The following is a 24,989-nucleotide window of genomic DNA, read 5'->3' on the forward strand; positions in this document are numbered from 1 at the left end:
CATACCGGCCCTGTGCAACAACGTTCGCGCCGCCTTTCCAAGCATCGAATGTCCGTGATGGCAGCGCCTGATAGCTCGCAAAATCAGAAAATCCGAGCCGAATAACGCCTGGAAAGAGCGCCTCCGCATAAGGCTCGAATGCATGTCCCTCGTCAAAGCGGGCTTGAAGAGCAGCGTCCACCGGAGGAAGCAGATGCTTGGCATGTTTCTTGATCCAGAGCCAGGCCGGGTGCTTCAAAAACAGCATGTAGTCTGACTTGGAAATCTGCATGCACGTCGTATATCACCATCGGTCCGTGAAAATCATCTGCAGCGGTCGTCGGAGAAACCGGCCTCTGCCCCCACGACACTGCCTAAAATCTACAGGCTCTTTCCTGACCGGCACTTTGCCGTCGACGCGACATACGGCAATTTCGAACACCCAAAGCAATCAACCATTCCTGCCCGAGTCACGCCCAAATCAAGCCACATGAGTATTTTACTAGGCATCACGATTGGAGGCTTCATTGCTGCAAAGGTGGACGAATACCAAACCGTATGCGCAACCCGTCCAGCTACTTGCTCAGGAGGGTGAACGGTACGTATTGCCTAAACAACTTGTCGATGGCCTTTCGTTTCTGTCGCCGTTCGTAAAGCGGAAGGGAAATCCCGTAGAGCAATGGGTGCACCTGATAAACGGCAACTTATTCGTCGTTACGAACAGCTTGATCCAAACCTTCAAGATTAATGCGAACTCCCTACCCGATCTAAAGTTCAGCGCCAAAGCCATAGGTGTGCTTTCGGCATTCGAAGAAGCACCAACACACATGTCGATCGACGATGACGTATTCTACTGGGAATGGCAGAACAGTCAGCAGCTTCAACTATCTTGCTCACACGCAGGGCCCGTCTCGTTTGGCGATCAAAAGCCGATCAACGATGCGCGCGCGTCTGCGATAGAAAAGTATTGGGGTTTCACGGACGGCATAGTCGTCCAAGACGAAACCCGAAAAACGCTACGCCGGTCACTTTCGGCTTCGAAATTGCACCGCGACGTATACGTTACTTCAGGGTGTGTTGCTTCGCGGATGAAGAACCTCAAAGGATCAAACGACGATACGTACGTACACATCGATGACTTTGAGAATAATGCTTTCCGCACGATGCGCTTCGACCGTCAGGCGTTTCTCGGCATGATTAGGGTTGCGTCAGAAATCGACTTCACGTGCAGTCCTGTTTGCTTTCGACATGAAAATGGACGCGGCTTACTCGTTGAGAAGACGCTTGGATCAGACATTCCGGACTTGGAGTTCTCGGATGACTGATCTGCGTGATGGTTTCCTTTATCATCCTGATGGCGGTAGCTCGACCCGTCAGATCAAGCGACTCTTGGCCAGTGAACACAACCTGGCACTAGACGATTTGTTTAGCACAACGTTGGACGAAGCCGACGGCGCCATTCTCAAAGCCGAAAAAGAATATGCAAAAGCCGTTGAGCGGCTTGCCCGTCTGGAAGATAAGATCAAAGAACTCAAAGAAGAAAAGATTGAGATCACGAGCGCGATCCACCGCTTCGAAGAAACCGGTGAGGTGGCCGAGGTTCTTTACCCATCTTGCGAAAAACTTCTCGCTTCAGAGCGTCAGGAATACGCGTCCAACGATGCTGCAGCCAAAGCAAAAGAAATCTCCGATGCGGAGACCATGGTTGGCGATGCGCTGGGGACTGGTTGGGATGTAGATAATAGTCGGGCTGACGACGAGTTCGTCTACGTGACCATTAAACGCCGTCGCGCAACACCGCCTACGGCTGCACGTCCAACGAAAGATACTCTGATTGAGAAGGTCAGGCAGGCCTTTGACGCCCACGCCCAGTCATTCAGAGAACGTGTCAAACCCGTTCGTCTCGCTAATGTCACCGTCGGGAGACCAAGAGCACCATGAACGAGATCGAATACAACGGAGAAGTCCAGGAACAAGACCTTTGGAAAATCTTTTCCGACGACCCAGACAAACCAAGCGAAACAGTCATATTTTTCTCCCAACTGAAGCTGTTGCTGAAACCAGTCAAGTTGGAAGATGAGACCCGAATATACCACTTGTTCGAGCACAGCACTGTGCCCGCCCCGGCGACTGGTGCCCGGTGGCGCGCAACCGTGACGCAGAAGAACCTGCGACGCGTGGCCAATGCCATGTCAAAGGCATGTCAGGACGTTGCGATCCTGTACTTGGGTACGGATACCAAGCCTGAGCACAACTGCTCGAAAATGCTTGACGCAGAATTGAGCGATCCGTCAGGTCCTGGACTCGAAAAGAGAAATTAAGAGGTTAACCCGTCCGACCCCACATTGTTGTTGCAAGAAATCATGCAGAGCAGACTCCAGGATCGATTTTTACTTAATATTATCAATGCTTTACGTTGATTTCGCGCGTTGATTTGTTATCAATTGGTTGGGTCGATATCCTCGTAGATAAGTTTGAATTTCGAGGCTCACCTTTCCGCGTAAATCTGCATCATCAAGCAAAAACACACAAAACCTATTTGAGGCGATATGGGGCTAACAAACGTTCGAAAACAGCATGCAGTCGGCCAAGGCTTCTTCCACTCAGCGGACCTATTCGAAGAAGAACGACACCGCCTTCGGTACATTTATGATTGCGGCGCTATGTCGAAGTACGCTGGAGCTCGATCCGATCGAGTTGAATCATATCTGCGCAAAATAGGCGCGCGCTCGAAACTCGACATCCTGTTCATTTCGCACGTTCATGATGATCATCTTAATGGTCTACCTCAATTGCTTGACGGTATGCACGGATTGGACGTGGATACGATTGTGCTACCGTACTTTGGGGTTATTGAGCGCCTCATTGGCTATGCTCGCGATGTTACGGTGGACCCATCAACAGCTCGAAGTGCCTTTTTCCGCGAATTCGTTATCGATCCGATAAGCGCGCTGTCGCAGTTTGAGCCTAGGCAAATCCTTTTAGTGCGGTCTGCAGGAGACGATAGTCCAGGCTCTCCCGATCTAGACGGATCTCCAGACAGTTCCGGCCCGGAGATTTTTGGTCCAGTAAGTGAAGAGACCGGCCCAACTTGGAAGCTCATAGGGCGTGGCACAATTCAAGGGGTGGAAATGGCTGGCTCCTTGGGGCCAGTAGTCGCGAGCGTGCCGGACAGCATTGGAGTTGCGATCCCCAGTCCTAGCTCAAAATCAGGGTTCTGGCTTCTTTCACCTTTCATAGACCCAGCAATCGCGAGGCAGCACAGTATATTTAAGACGGCGCTGCTGAAAGCGCTGAACCACGGAAAACCGGAGAGCGACCGGATCAAAAAGAAAGAGTTCGATAATTGGCTAAATGACACGGATAATCGAAAAGACCTGTTGTTGAACCGTGTTGGCGATTTGAGTACCGCATATGAGGCAGTTGATAAGAACATAAATGTCTCTTCGATGTGTTTGTACTCCGGCCCCCTGCCCGACGGCTCAGAAAAAACAGAACTCCACTTCGGACGGTTTGGGAAATGGGAAGCGCGAGGTGAAGGCGGACTTGGTTGGCTAGCTACCGGCGATGCTGATCTGAAGGTCAACAGACGAAGAGCCAGATTCCTGCACCATTACAGTAAGCTGTTGGGGGAAGTTGTAACGCTGACCATCCCACATCACGGTTCAGACAACAACTTCAACGCAGAACTGTTGGAGCGTGTGGAGCCATGTTTCTGTGTAGTGGCCGCGGATGCGGTCGGCAAGTGGCGGCACCCGGGCACCAAGGTTTTACAGGCTATCGCATCTCACGGCAGATTCCTGTCGGTCGTTACTTCAAATGAAGCCTCAACTGTTGAGGAGATGGCTTACATAGATTGAGCGACGGTAACTTTCAGTAGCAATACCGTAGACGCATCACTCATCCATTTCGACCGCCCCCCTCAAGCATCACACAAACACACATTTTCTGAGGGGAACACATCACCAAATTGTTGCACTCAGAATGCCGACTCCTCTATCTAAACTATTTTAAAATATATTGTGTGTTTGTGTGCGCTACCGCCTCGAAGCCCCAATAAAATTGGGCGCTCGACCACGCACACATTTCCAAATCCGTGTGTGCGCTTCCACACAAAAATGTGCGGGCGACCTGATCCCTCGAACCGCCTATCACTACCGCACACATTTATTGTATGCGCTGCACCTATAGGCGCACACATTACCGCCCGATCACTTGCTCTAACCGATGGACGTCGACCCGCACACCCGATCCGAGACCATCCAAACGGGTCGTGTAACGCTTCTTTTCTCGCTTGCCATCGCACCACACCTTCGGCGTATCCATGATCCTACGCGCTATCAGCCAGTTGTAGAAACGAATGCTCGATATGCCATCGGCAAACGACCGAATGACTTCAGTGCGCAGATACGCGGCCTGCTCTTGCCTGTCAAACCACCCGTCTCGATCACGCGACGAGTATCCAACCTCTCCCTCATCGTCGTCTCCGTCGAACCGATCATCGTCGGTCATGAGATAGCGCAATGTCACGCCCTTCTTCGCTTCGATGAAGTTGAGCATTGCCTCCGCACATTGGAAGCAATCGTCGAGCGCCTCGTCCACATCCTCGGACATCCAACACTCGAACGCATCAGCGACCACCTGTGTCTCGATGTCCATCAGGTCGCCCGCGACAATGGCCGGAGCCCACGCAGCTGCTGCCGACTGTAACATGCCATCCTCACCATCGTAGAGCCTCGAGATCGCCCGCATATACCGGGCGTCGAGGTCGTCGCACTCAAGTATGCGCCGAACGAGTTCAGGCCCAGCGACGCCGTAGTAGCGTTTGAGTGCGCCGTCGAACGCCCGCACGTCCTCAAGCGACAATTGCGGGAACAGAAACTCTGCTGTGAGGTCGAACGAACGCACGACCTGCCCCGCCGCCTGCTGCTGCCCCGACAACTCGAACAACCCCTCAATCGTCTTTTCTGACGACACCATGATGTTGACGATCCACGACGACGTTTCGCGCAACTTAATCGCGGACGACATCCGGTTTTTCCCCTGACCGTTCGCGAGCATGTAGATGATGTCCTGCACGAGGCCCTTCTGAGCGGTCGCAGCTTTCGACAACTCGTCGAGGAACAATCCGACGTCGGCCGCCTCACGCGCGAGGCCCTCAGCACCCGCGACCGTCGTGTTGAACGACCGCAGGCATCCGTCTTTAGTCGGCTTGCCCCAGCATCCGGCACCTGCCATCAGGGCGTAGGTTTTGCCCGTGCGCGACTGACCAGCAAAGTTGAAGAAAGCGCCGTTCGGCGCGTTGACACGTTCCAGGACAGGGGACGACAAGCCGAAGAGAATGCCAAGCAACCAACCTGGCTTTTGATGCGCACGCGACAATACCTCCGTCCGCCATTCGTCGAGTGTCGTTGAGGTGCCATATTTTAGGTTTGCGTCAGGCATTAGCGTGATGCCTTCCCCATTGATCACGCGGTCTCCAACGATAAAGGCGCGGTTTTTCTGCCACCCGTTTGACGTGTAGGCGGTGATCGGGTCGCCGTACCACATTGCGACGTACTTCAGGAGTTTCGACACACCGTCCGGGTTGTATCGCACGCCGTGATCGGCCAACCACGCGGCCATTTGATCCCGCTTCGCGATGTCACCGCGCTTGACGACGACTTTCCGATCACCGAGGTCGATGTGCAAACCTCGCGCCGCATCCTCGTCAATGGGTTCCAGAAACCCCGTCACTTCGAACTTCGAGAACGTCAGCGGCAACACCAACTTCTCGTCGTCCTTTTTCATGACATGCGAAATACCCTCGTCAGTGACGGCGAACCATTCAGCGGCGGAAACACGGAATTTGCGCGAATGCTTCTTCGGGTCTGCTTTATCTAGCTTACTCATCTTCCAAATCCCAATCTGTCGTTTCCCATTTCCGCACTCCCTCCTCGGCCATGCGTCGCACAACGTCGTCAAGGTTTGCGTACTCCTCCGTTCGACACGCTGCTGGGAACCACTTGTCTGCGAACTCGACGGCCTCCTCAGGCGAACACCCGAGCTCTCCGACGACGTATCCTGTGACGGACAACAGCACGTTGTTGCGATTGCCGTCCGAAATGTTCTGCAACTGACGCGCTGCGGCATTCACGCCGTCGACCTTTCGCTCAGCCGCAAGCACGCCCCAATCGAACAACGTCACGCGATGTCCGCTTGAGCGACGTATCACCACCTTCTCGGTTTTAATCTCAGACAGAAACGCGCGGACCTGTTGCTCCGTGATCTCGGGCAAATCCTCGGGCGAAGCATCCAGCGGCGACATATCATGGATCCATTGATATGGCCGCCGCGTTTTCGGGTGCATCCCAAACGCCGCGATCTGCCCACTGTGGCCAAAAATCTCAATCGGATGTGGTTTCTGCGAACGAACGTTGCCGCGATACATGAGTAGCATCTTTGGTGATTTGCCGACGCGCACGAAGTCAGTTGGCGGCAAGTGCGTCTCGATGTGCGCCCGAATTGCAAGCGCAGCCTGTTCGTCTTCCTCGTCGATGTCGATGGACACAATGCCGTGGCATGCGCCGTGCACCATGCCGATACGTTCACAGTCGCCACCTCTGATCATGCGCCGCACATCAGGCGAGAAGAAGCGGTGATTGATGAACCAGTCGAGCGTCTTCTCGGTCATTGGCTGATGCTGCAAAGCACCCCACTTGACCGTCGTGCCTTTCGCATGGGTCAGCGGGATCATGTTGCGCCAACCGTTGTCGAAAAGTTTCGGAGCGATATCTTCATATCTCATGACGCGACTCCATCAACTTGAGAGCCGCTTGATATGCGTCCTCGTCAAACGTCTCCTCGGGATAGGGAAACGCCTCGATGGGTTTTATCTTCAGGATTGTTGCACCCGGCGTTGGCTGAGATGGATCGCGTTTCCAAGGGCGCAGTTTGAACCGGAAGAAGCGATGCCGCAGTTGTCTATAGATGGGCGCGAAGTCATAGTTGTCGCGCGGAGGCGTTGTCTCGAGTTCGTAAACTTCGAGCATACGCTGCAGCAGACTCCAGTCGTTCTTACGCCGACCGAACGTGCAATCCGGTTTGAGCGAAGAGATGAACGTCGCACCTTTATTTGTCATGCAATCGAAGGTGACTGTGTATCGTCCGCCGTCATTCGTCACGATCACCTCGTCTATGAGGCAGTTACGGATGAGATCATTCATTGTCGTTCTCCTTACTAAGGAGCGCGATCAAGACCTTGAACTTCAGTGGGCATGTTCACGAAAACCGCATACAAATCGGCTACATCCTCATGAATACGTCAACGCCAACCGGAGCGCGGCCTCAATCCTCGCTCCGGTTATTTCACTCGATGCGATCGTGCCCACTCGAGCACGTCCGAGCGGTCGTACCGAATTGTGCGGGTGGTCATGTGAAGAAAGGGAGGCCCCTCGCCGCGTTTGCGCCACTCAAACAAAATGTCTTTGCCGACGCCTAGAAACTCCGCACATTCCGCGGTGTTCATCAAACACGGTGTCTCTTGATGAGAAACCAGCGCCTCGCGTAGTCTTAGGATTTCGGCGGATAAATCCTCGAATGGTTCTGCTACAGTCATGCAACTGCTCCCTATGGAGCCAAACGACCGTGCGTCACCCTCCGTGGCCTATGCCAGTCGACGCAAGGCCTCCATCGCGTTGGGGTTATCGCCGCGACAGGGGCTGATTTCAAAATCACGGATTTAACTATTCCGTTGCAGTAACTTACAAACCACTGTTAATCCGCTCAACTGCTATTAAAGGTGCCAACCCGCATTCCGCGATAATGCGATCGGCGATCTTGTTGACGTCTTGATGGTTGGCCGATCCCTGGTCGTAGACGTCTTGCACCGACTTCGGAGTGTCCCCCCGCAATTCATTGATGATGTACTCTGGCAGCCGCGCTCGTCTTGCCGCTGTCGTGAACAAGCGACGACAATCGTGCTGACGGAGCACTTTGATCTCTTTTGTTTGTGCACCCTGCCCGACCGTTTCTTTTAAGGCCATGAGCTGATGAATGTGCCCGGTGCGCGACTCTGCTGGGAATACATACCCGCTACGATGCGGAAGGCGCCTCAGCGCCTCGATCAGAACGTCTGCGACCGGAAAAGTCCTGGAAAGGCCGTTCTTCATTTCGTTGATCGTGATCGTCTTACGCTCCAAGTCGACCTGATCCCATGTCAGCGTTCTTGTGTTGAGCGAGCGAAACCCTGTGAACAGCATTGTCAGCCAAGCCGTTCGATGTATCAGACTTCTTCTCGACAGAATGAGGTCAAGCGCGGGCCATTTCTCTTGCGGATCGAACAAAACATGGCTGGCCGGTTTGTGCCGCTCCATGATCTTTAGATCAGCAGATACATCGAAACACCGCCTCAGGGTCGAAGCCCGCCGGAATGCCATTCTGATGATTTGTGCCAAGTGCAGCGCGGTTGATGGCGACTTTCCCTTAATCGCGTCCTCGAGCATTGGAAGCGTGATCCGTTCGATTGGTTTGGCGAACAGGTCGGCCAGATGGTTCTTGATCTGAAGGCGGTAGTTGTCCTTGGTTTCCGCTTTCGCGGAAGATCGAGCAATGTGAGACTCGAACGCATCCATCAATGTTACGACCTGTGTTGCAGCTGCGTCCGTACCAGCTTCGAGATCGGCAATCTTATCTCGCGCGATGTCCATTGCTGCATCACCGGTCGCGATCTCTGGCCAGCGCCCAATCTTGATTGAACGAACCTTGCCATTGATGCGCTTAGACATGATCCACGTCTTGGTTTGAGCACCGACAGCAAGGCGCAGTCCGCGGAAGGCATCGCCGTCGTGTCGATAGAAAACAGTGTCGCTCTTTGACGGCTTAATCGCCTGGATCTTCGGGCGGGAACGTAGGTTGGCCAGGTTCGGCATATCGGACCTCTGCAACAATCTCTGCAACATTTGGTCCTGACGTAATACGATCTAACCGGGCGGCGCCCCAACCGGAGATCGAGGTGACGAAGCAAAAGCGTGTTGTTTTGCAGTCAGTTACCTGATCAAAACCGATCAAATACGGCTTGCGGTCGGGCTCTGTTAATCAATTGGTCGTAGGTTCGATCCCTACCGCCGGAGCCATCTTTCTACTTTACCCGTTCAGGGCATCCTCAAAGTCGGCGCGCAAGTTGCGTTTTAGGACTTTGCCGGTTGCATTCAGGGGCAACGCATCCACGAAAACAACTTTGTCCGGTATTTGCCATTTGGCAATCTTGCCGTCGAAGAACTCCAATAACTCGCCCTCGCTGGGCTCTTCACCTTCTGCCTTTACGGCAACTAGAAGTGGTCTTTCATCCCATTTCGGGTGTGGTACGCCGACGACCGCCGCAGTTGCCAACTTAGGATGTGCGACGGCGATGTTTTCCAACTCCACCGAACTGATCCATTCCCCCCCTGATTTTATGATATCTTTAGACCGGTCCCGGATAGTCATGTATCCGTCAGAATCCAATGTGGCGACGTCACCGGTTGCGAACCAACCGTCGCTCAGCAATTGCTGATCCTGCATTTGGAAGTAACTATTCAACACCCAATGACCTCGGACCATCAAGTCACCTTGTGTTGCTCCGTCGTGCGGCAGATCGTTGCCGTCATCGTCAACGATTTTTAACTCGACGCCGTACGGTGGACGTCCCTGATTTTCGCGCAGCTTATGCTGCTCTTCGATAGGTAAATCAACGTGCTTTGCCATCGGATAGTTTGTGGTACCGAGCGGGCTCATTTCGCTCATACCCCAAGCGTGAACCGTATCGACGCCGTATCTCTCGCGGAATGTTTCGATCATTGATGGCGGACAAGCTGCACCACCGATAACCGTCCGTTCAAGAGTCGTCAGCTTTGAGCCGGATTTGGCCGCAAACGCCAAAAGCCCCTGCCAGATGGTCGGTACACCCATAGCTAAGGTGACACCATAGGTGTCGATTAGGTTTACCAGCGCCTCACCATGCAAATCGGGACCCGGCAGAACCATCCTCGAACCCGACATGGCGCATGCATACGGCGATCCCCATGCATTGACATGGAACATTGGGACGACCGGCATAACCGTGTCCATAGCCGAATACCCGATAACATCCCGTGTGTTTGAGGCAAAGCTGTGTAACAAGGTCGAGCGGTGTGAATATAGCACACCTTTGGGGTTGCCAGTTGTACCTGAGGTATAGCAAAGGCTCGACGCAGTGTTCTCATCGAAAGTGGGCCACTCAAAGCCCGGGTCCCCAGAACTGATCAACTCGTCGTAGAATTTCACGTCAGGCACCTGAGAAAGGACCGCTTCATCTCGTGGCCCCATCAAAACGAAATGTTGAACTTCGCTCAGTTGTTCATGTAACGCAGCTACAAGAGGTAGAAATGTTGCGTCAAAAAAAAGCACCTTATCCTGTGCGTGGTTGATAATATATGTCAGTTGTTCGGGAAACAGTCTTGGGTTGACCGTGTGGCAAACGAAACCAGCGCCCGACACACCAAAGTAAATCTCAAGATGCCGCCGGTTGTTCCACGCTAACGTCCCGACACGATCCTGTGGTTGCAGGCCAAGCGCAGTCAAGGCCGACCCTAACCGTCGGGCGTTTTCCGCAACTCGCGCCCAACTGGTCTGAGTGACATTTCCGCCCCCTTCAACCGAATAGATATCGGTGCCACCGTGATAGCGTTCGGCGTGATCAATCAGTGACGAAATCAGCAATGGCTGCGTCATCATCTGTCCCAGCATGGACGTCCTCCCATTGTTGGCGCAATTGTCCTTTCGAACGCGCCACACCTTGTGCCTGTGAAGTTCACGAATATTTCCGAGCTTCCAACAGGCGTTTCCTTGGCATTGAACCTGCCAAGGAATTAATTGTCTGACAATAAGAGAATGCGCAATTACTTGATCGCTGGCAGCTTTTGCAGTTTTTGCTCAATCGCGGTGCCGCAAGGCATAAGCAACCAATTCTGCAGTTGAGCTGTCTTTGCCATCAGCACTAACCTGTCCATCCACAATCGGACCAAGCGAAGTCGCCAGATCCTTGCCCAATTCGACGCCCCATTGATCAAAAGAGTTGATGCCAAGCAAGACGCCTTCGACAAACACGCGGTGTTCATAAAGTGCAATGATCTGACCAAGAACAAATGGTGTGAGCTTTGGATAGATCAGGGTAGTGGATGGTCGGTTACCCGAAAACACGCGATGACGCGCCTGCCTTTCCAGTTCGTCGCCCTGCAAACCTTTTTCCATCATTTGGGCTCGCGCTTCATCCAATGTTCGACCGCGCATCAAGGCTTCGGATTGCGCAAGGCAATTGGCCAGCAAAAGGCGATGATGATGCGCCAGTTCCGGCTCGTGCCCTTCAGCCGCAACCATGAATTCACACGGAATTGTGTCGGTACCCTGATGAATCAGTTGATAAAACGCATGTTGCCCATTGGTGCCCGGCTCACCCCAAACGACAGGCCCCGAAGGAATAGTCAGCGTACTTCCATCCATAGCGACAGATTTACCGTTCGACTCCATCTCCAATTGCTGGAAATAGGCGGGTAAGCGCAGCAAGCGCTGGTCATACGGTAAGACTGACCGGCTTGTGTAGCCCAATACCTGTCGATGCCAGACGCCAAGCAAAGCCAACATGACCGGCAAATTTTCAATCCACTCCGCCGATTGAAAATGCAGGTCCATGGCCTGTCCGCCGCGCAAAAATGAGTCGAAAGCGTTTGAGCCCACAGCGATCATTACCGGCAAGCCTACTGGTCCCCAAACCGAGTATCGGCCACCAACCCAATCGGCAAACCCGAAGACACGCTTTGAAGGGATCCCAAAAACCTCTGTTTTGTCCAAGGCACTGGAAACTGCCGCGAATTGACGTGCCGGATCGCCACCCCCATCAACCATCCAGGCGCGCGCCGTGCGCGCATTGGTCATGGTTTCAATTGTTGTAAAAGTTTTTGAAGCGACGATAACCAGTGTTCGTGTTGGATCAAGTGCTCGCAAAGTATCCGCAATATGGGCGCCATCCACATTCGAGACGTAATGCAACTGTGGTCCGTCATGATATGGTGATAACGCGTGAGTAGCCATCACAGGACCTAAATCAGAACCCCCGATCCCAATATTAACGACGTCGGTAAAGCTGCCCCCTGCACCTTTTGCAGTGCCACCCCGGACCTCTTCCGCAAAGACGCGCATGCGTTGCAACGTTTCAAGAACACCGGGCATCACATCCTGCCCATCAACTCTGACGGGACCTCCGTCAAGGTTACGCAGTGCGGTGTGAAGCACCGCCCGACCCTCAGTTTCATTGATTTTTTCGCCCGCGAACATGGCATCACGGCGTTCAGCAAGCTCAGCCTCATCGCAAAGACGGATCAACGAAGACCGGATTTCGTCGTCAACTCCGGTTTTGGAGTAGTCAAACAGCAGTTCCCCAGTCGAAGCCGAGAATTTCTGAGCGCGATCCCCGTTGGTTTCAAACAGATCCAGAATGCGTCGGTTTGAATGTTTTGCTGCCAAAGTTTTCAAGGGTTCCAATTGCATGTTTACTACTCCGCCCAATGTACGGTCATGCCGCTGAGTACAGCTGCGATTGGTGCTTCCTCGGGCGGAAGGCCCATTGCTCGGTCCAGCGCTTCGCGCTTGGATGCGCCGAAGATGACCAGGTGTTTGGACAAAGCCCCATCCAACACCGGTGCCGTAAGGGTTATGCGCGGCTCCGGCTGCACCTCGGTTCGAGCGATCGAAAGGATGGGCGCGTGGCTGTCCAGTGCAGCTTCCAAGCCCAGCATCCCCGGAAAAAGCGAAGCGGTGTGCATATCCTCTCCCATTCCAAGCACCAAAACCGAAAGCGGAAGAACCGGTGCAATCAGAGTTTCAATCTCGGCCAGTGCATCTTCGGGGTTCCGTCCGGATACATAGAGTGGGACATACTCCGCGACCGATGCTCTGTTGGTCAGCAACCTTTCACGGATCAACCTTTCGTTTGAACGTGCATCGTCGTTTGGCACACATCTTTCGTCTGTGGGCATTACCCGTACACGTTCCCATTCCAGATCAGCGGCACACAAAACGTCAAATATCGGCCCTGGCGTGGTTCCACCGGGAACCGCCAAGGCAACTTTTTCATTGTGCAAAAGCGCAGACTCGATGTCACCGGCCAGCGCGTTGGCAACATCTATTGCCAGCATGTCGCGGTCGGGATATTCCTGAAAATTCATGGCTTTATTCCTTGCCAATGGCGACCATCACGTTTCATCAGCAACTCGGCGTCGCCGGGCCCAGTGCTGCCGCTGTCATAAGGTTTAGGGACATCACCACGTGCTTGCCATCCGGCGATTATCGGATCGGTCCAAGCCCACGCCGCCTCAACCTCGTCCCCGCGCATGAAAAGTGTTTGATTTCCCCTAATAACGTCCATGATCAACCGTTCATACGCGCCCGGAGGATCTTGATTTTCCGGCCCCAACGCTTCGGCGAAACTCATGTCCAAAGGGACATCCACCAAACGCATCCCGCCCGGACCCGGTTCCTTGATCGTCACTTTGAGCGTGATGCCTTCGTTTGGCTGCAGCCGGATCGATAATACGTTGGCGTGGCGCCCAGCGTCTTCGCCAAAAATCGAATGCGGTGCATCCTTGAACATCACATTGATTACTGAGGACCGTGCAACCAGCCTTTTGCCTGTTCGCAAATAGAACGGAGTCCCGGCCCACCGCCAGTTGCTTACATGAGTGCGCAGAGCAACATAGCTTTCAGTGGTTGAGCGTGGATTTCCAACCACATCTCGGTATCCCGGCCCCTGTGGTCCTGCCAAAAACTGCCCGCGCACAATGTGATGCGGTTCTACCAAATCCAACGCGCGGATCACCTTCAGTTTCTCATCCCGAACTGCGTCAGGATCAAACTTGGCAGGTGGCTCCATTGCGATCAGGCACAACAATTGCATCAAGTGGTTCTGGACCATGTCACGCATTGCCCCTGCGTGTTCATAGTACTCCTCCCGCCCATCGATTCCGACGGTTTCTGCTACAGTAATCTGAATGTGGTCGACATACTGGCTGTTCCATAGTGGTTCAAAAAGCATATTGCCAAACCGAACGGCCATCAGATTCTGAACAGTCTCTTTTCCCAGGTAATGGTCAATTCGGTAAATTTGACTTTCTTTGAAATGCGTCGCCAGCGTCGCATTCAGGCTTCTGGCGCTGGCTAAGTCGTGACCAAATGGCTTTTCCACAACGATCCTTGTCGTTTCGTTGGTAAGACCGTTCTTGTGAAGTCTTTCTGCCAGTGGGCCGAAAAGTTCTGGTCCCACAGAAAAATAGAATGCCCTAATACGATCACTCTGAACCATCTTAGCGAGCTGATCCCAGCCGTCTTCGCGGTGGGCATCTAGTCGAAGGTAGTCAAGGCACTCGAAGAACCTGCTAAGCGCTGACGCATCGTCTGCAGGCACCAAACCCCGCAACTGTTCCGCCACCATATCGCGGAACGTTTCAGTATCGAGATTTCGTCGCGCAATCGCGATGATACGGGCGTCAGTTGGCCATTGCCCCGCACAAAAACGACGAAACATTGCCGGCAATATCTTGCGCTGCGCCAGGTCGCCGGTGCCACCGAATATGATCAGATCGAACGGGTCGACAGGTATGACGCGAGAAACCATGACTTTTCCTTACCTTACCCCCTTGGCCATGTCCAATGTTAGCGCAATCATATTTAATGTTCCCACTCATCAAAACTCTGTCAGAACCGGCGCAGTTGTCTTTCACCTTAGGCAGCAAACGATTAGACCTGTCGAACCGTTGCAACGAACCGGAATCTATAATGAAAGACACTGCCACTCAGACTGCCAATATTGGCAAATTTCGCAACAAATTGGTAACTGCAGATGGTCAGACTAGGGCGTCAGTTGCGTTGACCAATCCCAAAACGCTTTGGTTCAACACCGGAACGCTTTGCAACATCGAATGCGTTAGTTGTTACATTGCCAGTAGCCCAACCAATGACGCGTTGGTTTATATCTCCGCTGCCGAAGTGAATGACTACCTCAACCAGATCGAAGCCAGAAACTGGCCTGTACGTGAGATCGGATTCACTGGTGGCGAGCCATTTATGAACCCTGAGATGATAGAAATAGCTCGAGCCGCGTTAGAACGCGGGTACGAGGTGCTGATCCTCACAAACGCTATGGCACCCATGATGCGAAAAAAGATGCGCACCGGTCTTCTGGAGCTGCGTCGTGAATACGGCCCCAAGCTTACACTTCGAATTTCGGTCGATCACTACAGGCCGGATCTTCACGACGAAGAACGCGGCTGCGGCAGTTTTGCGAAAACGGTTAGCGGAATGAAATGGCTGCGCGACAACGGTTTTAATATGGCGGTTGCAGGACGGTCAGTCTGGGGCGATTCCGAAAAAGACAGTCGAATCGGATACGCTAACTTTTTCTCTGAATACGGATTTTCTATCGATGCCAATGATCCGTCGAAGACAGTTCTTTTTCCCGAGATGGACGAAACTGTAGAAGTCCCTGAAATCACCACCAAGTGCTGGAGTATTTTAGGGAAATCGCCTGAAGCGGTGATGTGTGCCAGTTCACGAATGGTAATAAAACGCAAAGGCGCAAAAAAGCCAACAGTTTCGGCCTGTACTCTGCTTCCTTATTCCCCAGAGTTCGAGATGGGAACAACCCTGGCCGAAGCCGAAGAAGATGTGCACCTGAACCACCCGCATTGCGCCAAATTCTGCGTATTGGGCGGCGCCAGCTGCTCAGGCTGATCAGTTCAATTCTGGAGATTTCCAGAATTTCGTTCCGGAGGCACCCGCTGAAACCCTCCACCCTTTCTTATTCAAAACAAAGAAAGAGCGTCCATCAGTGAACCTTACGGTTTCGGCCGTGCGCTCATCGCCATACATCGCACCCGTTTCAGCAGTCGCGTCATATCCATAAGTAATAAAATTCTCGAGGTCCGCAGGCGTTTCGAACATGATCACGAATTTTGATTCGAATCCGCCGATGCCTACGGCCGCACCTACACCGCCAGAACCCATGTTCATATACGTGTGCTGTCCAGTAACCTTTGAAACAGCTACGCCGCGCCCATAGCCAGCCGAGACCGGAAACACCGTAACCTTGCGAGAGTCGAATACGGCATACCCCGCAGCAATTTCATACAACGAGCTCGCTTCTGGGTTTTCAGCAAGAAGCTGGTTCAGTATTTGGTCGGCCATAGCGTCCAACTTGACGCGCGTTTCTTCCGGTGTCGCCTCGTTTGACAAAAGTTCAGTGGTGGAGTCGATTGTCTGGTCGACAGCGGTGGCACCTTTTTGGATTGTGTTTCCGACTGTTTCCGCCCCGCGGCCTACAGCATCGGCTGAATTTTCGGCGCCTTTTTTGATTTTGTCTAGCAGGCCTTGTCCGGATGCAGGGCTACTGATGCAGGCTGCGAAGATAAGAAACAGTACTCTGTACATGATACGATTCCTGACTGGATAATCGGTTTGATCGACACAATAACCCACATCCGTGAAAAGGTAACAGGCCTTGCAAAGCACAGGCTGAATATCATTTGTTGACCGTTCAGTTGACCCTGAATTCGCCCACTACATTTCGCCATTCGCCTGGCGCAATCATTTTGCGATGTGTAAACCGCACTGAATGCAGCGGCCCTTCGATCTCTCTCTGCCAAAAATCGATGAAATCGAATAGTTTTGGGTGATCAGGTGCCAGATCGTATTCCTGCCAAACAAACGTGTTCAAGACATGAATGTAGTCAGGCATATGGTAGAAAAATTCAGCTGTTGTCAGTCCATAGCCTTTGAGCATCAATTCGGTTTCGCTTTGCTGCATGCAGACCTCCGATTTTTTTGCCAGGTCCCTTTAGCGTAACACGTCGACCACCTAATTCTTACTTAACAATATGTTACTCTGATGTTACGGGGTTTTTTGCACACAGAACTGTTGCTTGCTTGCACCTTATGTGCCAGGTCTGATAAGGTGCATCCACAAGATATAGACCCTGCACAAAGAACGGGCAGTTTACGTGAGCGATACGCCAGAAATTCCTGAAAACATGGATGAAACACCGCCGGAACGCCCTGTTTACGACGGTCCCACGGTATCAATCGAATCCGAGATGCGTACATCGTACCTGGATTACGCGATGTCCGTTATCGTGTCCCGCGCGATCCCCGATCTGCGTGACGGACTGAAGCCCGTGCACAGGCGTATTCTTTATGCGATGCACGAGACCGGGAACACGCACGATAAGGCCTATCGTAAGTCCGCGCGCCCAGTCGGCGACGTTATGGGTAAATATCACCCGCATGGCGACAGCGCGATTTATGACGCGCTAGTGCGAATGGCGCAGGATTTCTCGATGTCGCTGCCGCTGTTGGATGGTCAGGGCAACTTTGGCTCGATGGATGGCGATAACCCCGCAGCCATGCGCTATACCGAAGTGCGCATGGACAAACCGGCGGCCTCTCTACTTGCGGATATCGAGAAAGAAACAGTCGATTTTCAGGACAATTATGACGGCAAGGACAAAGAGCCGACTGTCCTTCCTGCGCGTTTCCCGAACATGTTGGTCAATGGCGCAGGTGGTATCGCCGTGGGTATGGCGACGAACATACCACCGCACAATCTTGGTGAAGTGATAGATGCCACGTTGGCTCTTATCGACAATCCGGATCTTACGTCTGAACAATTGATCGAATATGTCCCCGGGCCTGATTTTCCGACCGGGGGTGTGATGCTAGGCCGGTCCGGCGTTCGTAAGGCGTATCTGGAGGGGCGCGGTAGTGTTATCATCCGCTCAAAAACACGGGTCGAAGAACTGCGTAAAGATCGCTACGCCATCGTCGTGGATGAAATTCCCTATCAGGTGAACAAAGCCGCAATGATAGAGAAGATCGCTGAAGCTGTTCGTGAAAAGCGAATCGAGGGCGTAAGCCATGTACAGGACGAATCCGACCGCAACGGTGTACGCGTAGTTGTCGAATTGAAACGCGACGCGACCCCCGAGGTCGTGCTTAACCAGCTGTATCGCTTTTCGCCTATGCAAACATCTTTTGGTTGCAACATGTTGGCGCTGAACGGTGGGCGTCCCGAGCAGCTAACTCTACGACGGTTCCTGACTTCGTTTATTGATTTCCGCGAGGATGTAGTCGCCCGTCGTACCGCGTATGATCTGCGCAAGGCACGCGAACGAAGCCATATATTGTGTGGCCTTGCCGTTGCCGTTTCGAATGTGGACGAAGTGGTTGCTACGATCCGCTCCTCTGCTGATGCTGCCGAAGCGCGCGAAAAGCTCATGACACGCCGTTGGCCTGCTGCGGACATCGAAGGTTATCTACGTCTGATCGACGATCCTTTGTCCAAAATGAACGACGACGGCACTTATAACCTGACTGAAATTCAGGCTCGCGCCATCCTTGACTTGCGTCTTCAGCGCCTTACGCAACTGGGTGTCAAAGAGGTTACTGACGAACTGGAAGAACTGGCTGCCAAGATCAAAGAATACTTGGATATTTTGTCATCTCGCGAAAGAATTATGTCAATAATCGCAGACGAACTGCGCGACGTCCGCGACCAGTTCGCCGTCGACCGACGCACCGAAATCGTCGATTGGTCTGGCGACATGGAAGACGAGGATCTGATCGAGCGCGAAGACATGGTCGTGACAGTCACATCGGGCGGATACATCAAACGTACCCCTCTCGCAGATTTCCGCGCTCAGAAGCGAGGTGGCAAAGGTCTATCGGGAATGCAGACCAAGGAAGAAGACGTGGTCACCACCCTCTTCGTTGCTAATACCCATACACAGCTGTTGTTCTTCACCACCGATGGGATGGTCTACAAGCTCAAGACCTGGCGCCTGCCGCAATCTGGGCGCACCGGCAAAGGCAAAGCTATCGTAAATATTCTGCCAATCCCCACGGGTGTTTCTATCGCCGCCATCATGCCTGTGGATGTACCGGATAATGAATGGGATAACCTGCAAATCGTCTTTGCCACCAGCGCCGGAGACGTTCGAAGGAACGCGCTAAGTGATTTCACTAATGTAAAACGTAACGGCAAAATTGCTATGGATTTGCCTGACGGCGTCGAACTGGTTAACGCGCGTATCTGTTCCGAAGATGACGACGTGATGCTGGTCACCAATTCGGGTCGCGCGATTCGGTTCCAGACTACTGCGGTGCGTGTCTTCAAAGGGCGTAAATCCACAGGTGTGCGAGGAATAAAACTGTCTAACGGCGACCGTGTTGTGTCGATGTCGGTGATCCGCCATTTCAAAGCCTCCTCGGACGAGCGAGCCGCCTATTTGAAAATGCGACGTTTGATGGCCGGAGTGACAGACGAGGCCGAAACTGATGAGGATGAAGGCAATGCTGACAGCGTATTGCCGCAAGACCGCTATGCCGAAATGTCCGCAGCCGAAAACTTGATACTGACGATCACAGCTGGCGGCGCGGGCAAGTTAAGCTCCAGCCACGACTATCCGGTCCGTGGGCGCGGCGGAGTGGGTGTCGCAGCCATGGACAAAGCAATGCGCGGCGGCGAGCTTGTTGCGTCGTTCCCTGTTGAAATCGACGATCAAATCATGTTGGCGACGTCAAAAGGACAGTCGATCCGAGTGCCCGTCGAAGGAATTTCCTTCCGTTCGCGCTCGGCTGGCGGTGTCAAGGTATTCAACACTGGCAAAGGCGAAGAAGTCGTCAGCGTTGCGTGGATTGCTGATCAAGGCGATGAGGACGCGGAAGAATAAAGCAACAGAAGCAGAACAAATTCGATTTTGGTGCGTTGGTTTATCCTAATTGGCGCAAAGCTTTGTCGAATACCTAAGAAACACCGGATTTTTACAACCACCACGTTGACATATCGCGCGATACGCACCGAAACTCTGGCATTAAGTTAATTTATGTTTCGTTTTGGGGTGTTTGAGAGGCGATCCGACATGAAGGTCATTGCCTGTTATTCCAACAAAGGCGGTGTAGGTAAAACTGCGACAGCGGTCAACTTGGCTTATTCGTTGTCCTTGGCTGGCGTCCGGACGTTACTGTGCGATCTCGACCCTCAAGGGGCTTCGGGGTTTTATTTTCGCCTCAAGCCGTCGAAGTCACTTACAAATGCACGGTTCTTTGATGACACAAAGCGGCTGAATCAAGCCATTCGAGAAAGCGATTTTGAAAATCTTGATGTGTTACCGGCGAACCAGAGCTATCGTGGCTTTGACATCCTTTTGTCACAGATGTGCGAGCGAAAATCCCCTTTGGATAGAGCTTTGTCGGGCGTCCAATTCGACTATGAAGTCGTCGTGCTGGATTGCCCGCCGAACTTGTCGCTTTTTGCCGAACACATATTGCGCACGGCCGACGCGATCCTTGTACCGGTTATTCCATCGACCCTGTCACAGCGCACCTTCCACCAATTGGTGAAGTTCTTTAAAAAAAACGATCTTTCAATAAAAAAACTTCTTTGCTTTTTTTCTATGGTGCAAAAGACGAAAACACTGCACCGACACACGATTGAAGATATGAAAAGAACCTACGGAAAGCGATTCCTCAAAACGCAAATCCCCTTTGCGTCGGAGGTAGAACGAATGGGAATTTACCGAGCGCCTGTTACAGTGACAGCGCGCAACTGTAATGCAAGCAAGGCGTATTTGTCGCTGTGCGAAGAAGTCATCTTGCGCGTATTCAATTCTTAAACCCGCATGAATTCGTTAAGCACAACACGCGCTGACCATGTCATGCAACCGAAAATTTTTGGCGAATTCAAAGCCCGTAAATTTCTCCGAATTTTAGTTCGAGATAGTTCATCAATGGCTCTGGACCCGGCTCAAAGCCGCTCGCCCGGGTTATGACTTCACGTGGAGCATAAAGCCCACCGTGTCGTTGAACATGCAGGCGCAGCCAGTCAGTAGCACCCGATGTGTCACCTTGGGCAAGTTGCAGATCCAGATCGGGAACCGCGTTGCGTAACGCCTCATATAGGCACCCAGCGTAAACGTTCCCCAATGAATAAGTCGGGAAGTAGCCGAACAGGCCAACCGACCAATGCACATCCTGCAGGCACCCGTTTGAAGGTTTGTCCACTGCGTAACCAAAATCTGCCAGAAAGCGTTCGTTCCAAGCGGCTTCAAGGTCACTAACCTGCAAGTCGCCCTCCATCAGGGCCCGCTCAAGGTCAAAGCGAAGCATTATGTGAAGGTTGTATTGAACCTCGTCCGCCTCCGTTCGGATATATCCGTTGTGTACGCGGTTTACCGTTGCATAAAACGCGTCAGCGTCTTCAATTCCGAAATCTCCGAATACTTCGACCATTTGCCCGTAAAGCCATCCTGTGAAGGCCCGCGACCGCCCTAGTTGGTTCTCATATATACGGCTTTGGCTTTCGTGAACGCCCATCGAGACACCTCGGCCCAGCGGGGACAACGCAAAAGCCGGATCGATACCCTGTTCGTAAGCTGCGTGGCCAACCTCATGAATGGTCGAGTAAAAACAGTTGAAAGGGTCACTTTTACTGGTGCGGGTTGTGATACGAACGTCCGAACCGCTGCCAGAGCTGAATGGATGCACTGCCTTGTCTATTCGCCCCCTGTTCAGATCGTAACCGAACGCAATTGCCAGTTTCTGTGACAAACGCATCTGATCCAGTTCATCGAAACCGCCGCTGAGTGATTGCGGTTCAGGACGATCCAGAACTGCCGAACGCAAAGCGACAAGGCGCGGCCTCATCTGATCAAAGATGGTCGCAATCTGACTTCCAGTTGTATACGGCTCATAGTCTTCGACAAGCGCGTCGTAGATATCTCCGCCCTGCGCTAATGCCGCGCCCTCTTCACGCTTTAACGATACTACTTCCTCCAAAACTGGCAGAAATGCTCCGACGTTCTCATCCGCCCGAGCTTGCGCCCATGTGCCCTGAGCCGAGGATGTAACGCGTGCGATCGTCGTTGCCAAATCTGCGGGCACCTTTACGGCACGGTCATATGCCCGTTGGATTTCCCGCAGTTGAGCCTTACCTGCTTCGCTTTCCGCTCTGGCCTCGTGCAACCATTCTGCCACGCGCGGATCAGATCGACGCGCGTGCAAGACCGCTTCGATCGCCGCCATCTCTTCAGCCCGTTGCGGAGCGGCGCCGCGAGGCATAACCGTTTCCTGATCCCACCCCAATCGACCTGCAATTTGGTTCAAGGCAGAAGTTTCACGCTGATAGGCCATCAGGTCTTCAAAAGCTGTCATTGGGTTATGCTCCACGAAGCGAAGTTGCTATTGGATAAGCTGTTAGGAAACGGGCTCGCAATATTAGCGTCCAAACAACGACCGCAAGAAATTGATGAAAGATAGCGATCTGCCACGGCGCTGCATAGATAACGGTCATAATACCAACGACGACTTGTAGGGACAGAACTGCAAAGGCTGCGTTAAATGCAAATCGGGTCTGGAGATGTGCGCTTGCGCTGCCCTTGCGCCAAACCACAAACGCGAAAATAATAAGCAGGTATCCCAAGCATCGATGGACAAACTGAACCAACCCAGGGCTTTCGAAGAAATTTCGCCACATCGGGTCCAAAATGGTTGCATCCGGTGGCAATAATTGGCCGCCGATCAAGGGCCAGTCTGTATAGCTTCGCCCGGCATCTATACCGGCGACCAAAGCGCCGACAAGAATCTGAAGGAAAGCGAAGTGCATCAACCCTGTGGACAATGAAGACAACTTTGTTTCCTTCGATCGACGTGCTTGCATCAAGTCACGTTCATCCCTCCCAAGTTCAAAGATGTACCATGCCAGGAAGCCGAGAATGACGAACGCCAAACCCAGATGCACAGCAAGGCGATAGCTTGCGACGGCGATCATTCCTTCGCCTTGCGTCACACCAGATGCTACCATCCACCATCCGACCGCACCCTGAAAACCACCCAAAGCTCCTGGAATCAAAAGTTTACCAGTCCAACCTATTGGGACTTTCCGCGCTAAAAGGAACCCGAAAAAACCAATTGCCCAAACCAAGCCGATAACGCGACCTAGCTGTCGGTGGCCCCATTCCCACCAGTAGATGAATTTGAAATCATCCAGTTCCATCCACTGGTTTTGAATACGCCATTGGTCGATTTGTTTGTATTTTTCGAATTCCGCCTGCCAATCGGCTTCGTTCAATGGCGGGATCGCTCCGGTTATGGGGCGCCACTCGGTTATCGACAAGCCACTGTCAGTCAGGCGGGTAAGGCCGCCCACGGCAATCATCACTACGACCAATGCGAACAGGACCATCAACCAGACCCGGATGGCCTGCCTAGCTCCGCCGCGCCCCCTGTCGATCATGCCAGGTTGAACGGTCTGTTGTTTTTCGGTTTCCGAGACTTCTTCGAAGATGCTGCGCTTGCCGCTCATGCCGTCCTCATCTGTCACAATTTTTTGTGCAAGCTAGGGCCAAGGGTGCCTGAGGTCCAGCCTCAGCCCTTGTCCTTCCACCGGACCATCTGACGCATGATCCCGTGTAGCATCTGAACGTCTGCGCGGGTCATCCGCATGCGCGACCACAGGTTGCGAAGATTGACCTTCATGCCTTCGGCCTTTTCAGGCGGGTAAAAAAACCCTGCTTCCTCCAGCCGATCCTCGTAGTGTTCAACCAGTTTTTCGACCTCGATGCCTGTTGCCCAGTCGCCTTTGCCCAAATCAGTCGACTCATGCACCACATCGCCCGTCTGACGCATCCATTCATAAGCAGTCAACAATACGCATTGCCCCAAGTTCAGCGAAGCGTATTCCGGATTAACGGGTACTGAGATGATCGCGTTGGCCTTGGCAATATCTTCGTTTTCAAGACCGGCCCGTTCAGGACCAAACAATACCGCAACCTTCTCACCGTCTGCCACTTTCTCTGCCGCGATCCGCATCGCTTTTTCTGGGCTGAAAACGGGCTTGGTCAGACCACGTTGTCGTGCAGTCGTTGCAAAAACATAAGTGCGGTCGCCAAGAGCTCCGGAAAGATCATCGAACAACTGAGCTTCGTCCAGCAGTCGACCCGCCCCGCTCGACATTGCCACTGCCCTTGGGTTGGGCCAGCCGTCGCGAGGCGCAACAACCCGCATCCTGTCCAGCCCGAAATTCCACATCGCGCGCGCAGCGGCACCGATATTCTCGCCCATCTGCGGGCGTACAAGGACGAATGAAGGCTGGGATTTGTCGCTGGGCATAGCTCACCTAATTAAAACCACGCCTGCTGTAGTCGGCGCATTGCAACAGAGCAAGGCGTTTAGAGTGCAATTCACAAACACATCGCCATAAAAGTTTGCTTCGCCGCTGCAATCCGCTAAACCCCGCCAGAGACTAAAAAGCAAAGGACCCCGATGGAACCCCCCGAGCAGCCGCAGATTTACCTGATTACGCCTCCGGCGATAACGCTAAGCACTTTCCCGGACCAGTTGGCGCGCGTTTTGGACGGGGCTGAAATCGCCTGTATACGTTTGGCGCTGGCGGGCAATGACGAAGAGGCGATCGCAAGGGCGGCGGATGCTTGTCGCGAGGTTGCGCACGCCCACGATGTCGCGCTGGTGATTTCAAACCATTTACTGCTGGCGCAAAGATTAGGCTTGGATGGCGTGCATCTGGATGACGGTGCAAGATCCGTACGCGCGGCACGCAAAGAGCTGGGCCCGGACGCAATCGTCGGTAGTTTCTGCGGCGTATCCAACCATGATGGCATGACGGCAGGTGAGGCCGGGGCAGACTATGTTGCATTTGGTCCGGTTGGCGGCGAAAATTTGGGCGACGGAACGCGCGCAGAACGCGATTTGTTTCAGTGGTGGTCGGAAATGATCGAAGTTCCTGTTGTGGCTGAAGGCGGCCTTACACCGAGTCTGATGCGCGATCTGGCACCCTGCACAGATTTCTTTGGTATAGGGGATGAAATTTGGTCTAAAGATGATCCGCTGATCGAATTGAACACGCTTATCGCAGCAATCGGCTGAACCAAGCCTGAAATTATCCATTCTGACTTGCG

General features: G+C 53.0%; 23 protein-coding genes. 8 read left to right on the forward strand and 15 right to left on the reverse strand.

The window, feature by feature from the left end:
• On the reverse strand, window positions 1-247 hold a 247-nt coding region (locus tag AC2FNE_RS14075), incomplete at its 3' end, for a hypothetical protein (protein WP_496805625.1).
• Between the two features lie 337 nt (window positions 248-584).
• On the opposite strand from AC2FNE_RS14075, the gene AC2FNE_RS14080 reads away from it, so the two are divergent.
• The 4 genes from AC2FNE_RS14080 to AC2FNE_RS14095 all read left to right on the forward strand — a co-directional run bounded on the left by AC2FNE_RS14080 (window position 585) and on the right by AC2FNE_RS14095 (window position 3,839).
• Window positions 585-1,304, forward strand: coding sequence for a hypothetical protein (locus AC2FNE_RS14080; RefSeq protein ID WP_496805626.1), 720 nt, complete (start codon window positions 585-587; stop codon window positions 1,302-1,304).
• Entirely contained in the window at window positions 1,297-1,920 is a 624-nt protein-coding gene (locus AC2FNE_RS14085) for a hypothetical protein (RefSeq protein WP_496805627.1), read from the forward strand. The genes AC2FNE_RS14080 and AC2FNE_RS14085 overlap by 8 nt, the downstream gene beginning before the upstream one ends.
• Complete coding sequence (locus AC2FNE_RS14090; protein WP_496805628.1) at window positions 1,917-2,300, forward strand: hypothetical protein; 384 nt, start codon at window positions 1,917-1,919, stop codon at window positions 2,298-2,300. Before AC2FNE_RS14085 ends, AC2FNE_RS14090 begins: the two co-directional genes overlap by 4 nt.
• Window positions 2,301-2,642: 342 nt before the next feature.
• A complete protein-coding gene (locus tag AC2FNE_RS14095; RefSeq protein WP_496805629.1) occupies window positions 2,643-3,839 on the forward strand; it encodes a hypothetical protein in 1,197 nt (398 codons plus the stop codon).
• Window positions 3,840-4,179: 340 nt separating this feature from the next.
• Here AC2FNE_RS14095 and AC2FNE_RS14100 read toward each other — a convergent pair whose 3' ends face one another.
• The 9 genes from AC2FNE_RS14100 to zwf form a co-directional block, all read right to left on the reverse strand.
• Window positions 4,180-5,871, reverse strand: coding sequence for a DUF927 domain-containing protein (locus AC2FNE_RS14100; RefSeq protein WP_496805630.1), 1,692 nt, complete (start codon window positions 5,869-5,871; stop codon window positions 4,180-4,182).
• Window positions 5,864-6,766 (reverse strand): bifunctional DNA primase/polymerase, encoded by a 903-nt coding sequence (locus tag AC2FNE_RS14105; RefSeq protein WP_496805631.1) that lies wholly within the window; start codon window positions 6,764-6,766, stop codon window positions 5,864-5,866. Before AC2FNE_RS14105 ends, AC2FNE_RS14100 begins: the two co-directional genes overlap by 8 nt.
• Entirely contained in the window at window positions 6,756-7,184 is a 429-nt protein-coding gene (locus AC2FNE_RS14110; protein WP_496805632.1) for a hypothetical protein, read from the reverse strand. Before AC2FNE_RS14110 ends, AC2FNE_RS14105 begins: the two co-directional genes overlap by 11 nt.
• A gap of 137 nt (window positions 7,185-7,321) precedes the next feature.
• Window positions 7,322-7,576, reverse strand: coding sequence for a helix-turn-helix transcriptional regulator (locus AC2FNE_RS14115; protein WP_496805633.1), 255 nt, complete (start codon window positions 7,574-7,576; stop codon window positions 7,322-7,324).
• Window positions 7,577-7,721: 145 nt separating this feature from the next.
• Complete coding sequence (locus AC2FNE_RS14120; RefSeq protein ID WP_496805634.1) at window positions 7,722-8,888, reverse strand: tyrosine-type recombinase/integrase; 1,167 nt, start codon at window positions 8,886-8,888, stop codon at window positions 7,722-7,724.
• A 214-nt stretch (window positions 8,889-9,102) separates the two neighbouring features.
• Window positions 9,103-10,722, reverse strand: coding sequence for a long-chain-fatty-acid--CoA ligase (locus AC2FNE_RS14125; RefSeq protein ID WP_170607783.1), 1,620 nt, complete (start codon window positions 10,720-10,722; stop codon window positions 9,103-9,105).
• Window positions 10,723-10,908: 186 nt separating this feature from the next.
• Window positions 10,909-12,519, reverse strand: coding sequence for a glucose-6-phosphate isomerase (pgi, locus tag AC2FNE_RS14130; RefSeq protein WP_170607781.1), 1,611 nt, complete (start codon window positions 12,517-12,519; stop codon window positions 10,909-10,911).
• Window positions 12,520-12,524: 5 nt separating this feature from the next.
• Window positions 12,525-13,196, reverse strand: a complete 672-nt coding sequence (pgl, locus tag AC2FNE_RS14135; RefSeq protein WP_170477680.1) for a 6-phosphogluconolactonase — start codon at window positions 13,194-13,196, stop codon at window positions 12,525-12,527.
• Complete coding sequence (gene zwf / locus AC2FNE_RS14140; RefSeq protein ID WP_170477683.1) at window positions 13,193-14,641, reverse strand: glucose-6-phosphate dehydrogenase; 1,449 nt, start codon at window positions 14,639-14,641, stop codon at window positions 13,193-13,195. The genes pgl and zwf overlap by 4 nt, the downstream gene beginning before the upstream one ends.
• Before the next feature lie 161 nt (window positions 14,642-14,802).
• Between zwf and AC2FNE_RS14145 the strand changes: the two genes are divergently transcribed.
• On the forward strand, window positions 14,803-15,756 hold the full coding sequence (locus AC2FNE_RS14145) for a radical SAM protein (RefSeq protein ID WP_170607780.1): 954 nt from the start codon (window positions 14,803-14,805) through the stop codon (window positions 15,754-15,756).
• Here the strand turns inward: AC2FNE_RS14145 and AC2FNE_RS14150 are convergent, their stop codons facing one another.
• Window positions 15,757-16,452: a lipid-binding SYLF domain-containing protein gene (locus AC2FNE_RS14150; RefSeq protein WP_170477688.1), complete on the reverse strand. Its 696-nt coding sequence runs from the start codon at window positions 16,450-16,452 to the stop codon at window positions 15,757-15,759.
• Between the two features lie 106 nt (window positions 16,453-16,558).
• On the reverse strand, window positions 16,559-16,828 hold the full coding sequence (locus tag AC2FNE_RS14155) for an usg protein (protein WP_170477691.1): 270 nt from the start codon (window positions 16,826-16,828) through the stop codon (window positions 16,559-16,561).
• Window positions 16,829-17,051: 223 nt separating this feature from the next.
• Here AC2FNE_RS14155 and gyrA point away from each other — a divergent pair, with 223 nt between their 5' ends.
• The gene (gene gyrA / locus AC2FNE_RS14160) at window positions 17,052-19,748 is read left to right on the forward strand and encodes a DNA gyrase subunit A (RefSeq protein WP_496805647.1); all 2,697 of its coding nucleotides are present in this window, start codon (window positions 17,052-17,054) and stop codon (window positions 19,746-19,748) included.
• Between the two features lie 189 nt (window positions 19,749-19,937).
• Window positions 19,938-20,690, forward strand: a complete 753-nt coding sequence (locus AC2FNE_RS14165) for a ParA family protein (RefSeq protein WP_170607779.1) — start codon at window positions 19,938-19,940, stop codon at window positions 20,688-20,690.
• Between the two features lie 67 nt (window positions 20,691-20,757).
• On the opposite strand, the gene AC2FNE_RS14170 is transcribed toward AC2FNE_RS14165, so the two are convergent.
• The 3 genes from AC2FNE_RS14170 to AC2FNE_RS14180 all read right to left on the reverse strand — a co-directional run bounded on the left by AC2FNE_RS14170 (window position 20,758) and on the right by AC2FNE_RS14180 (window position 24,183).
• Window positions 20,758-22,227, reverse strand: coding sequence for a carboxypeptidase M32 (locus AC2FNE_RS14170; protein WP_170607777.1), 1,470 nt, complete (start codon window positions 22,225-22,227; stop codon window positions 20,758-20,760).
• A gap of 4 nt (window positions 22,228-22,231) precedes the next feature.
• Entirely contained in the window at window positions 22,232-23,377 is a 1,146-nt protein-coding gene (ctaA, locus tag AC2FNE_RS14175) for a heme A synthase (RefSeq protein WP_170607894.1), read from the reverse strand.
• Window positions 23,378-23,439: 62 nt separating this feature from the next.
• Window positions 23,440-24,183, reverse strand: a complete 744-nt coding sequence (locus AC2FNE_RS14180) for an RNA methyltransferase (RefSeq protein WP_170607775.1) — start codon at window positions 24,181-24,183, stop codon at window positions 23,440-23,442.
• Window positions 24,184-24,336: 153 nt separating this feature from the next.
• Between AC2FNE_RS14180 and AC2FNE_RS14185 the strand changes: the two genes are divergently transcribed.
• Window positions 24,337-24,957, forward strand: coding sequence for a thiamine phosphate synthase (locus AC2FNE_RS14185; protein WP_496805635.1), 621 nt, complete (start codon window positions 24,337-24,339; stop codon window positions 24,955-24,957).
• Window positions 24,958-24,989 lie beyond the last annotated feature (32 nt).

The sequence above is a fragment of the Ruegeria sp. YKSD179 genome, from assembly GCF_059612885.1.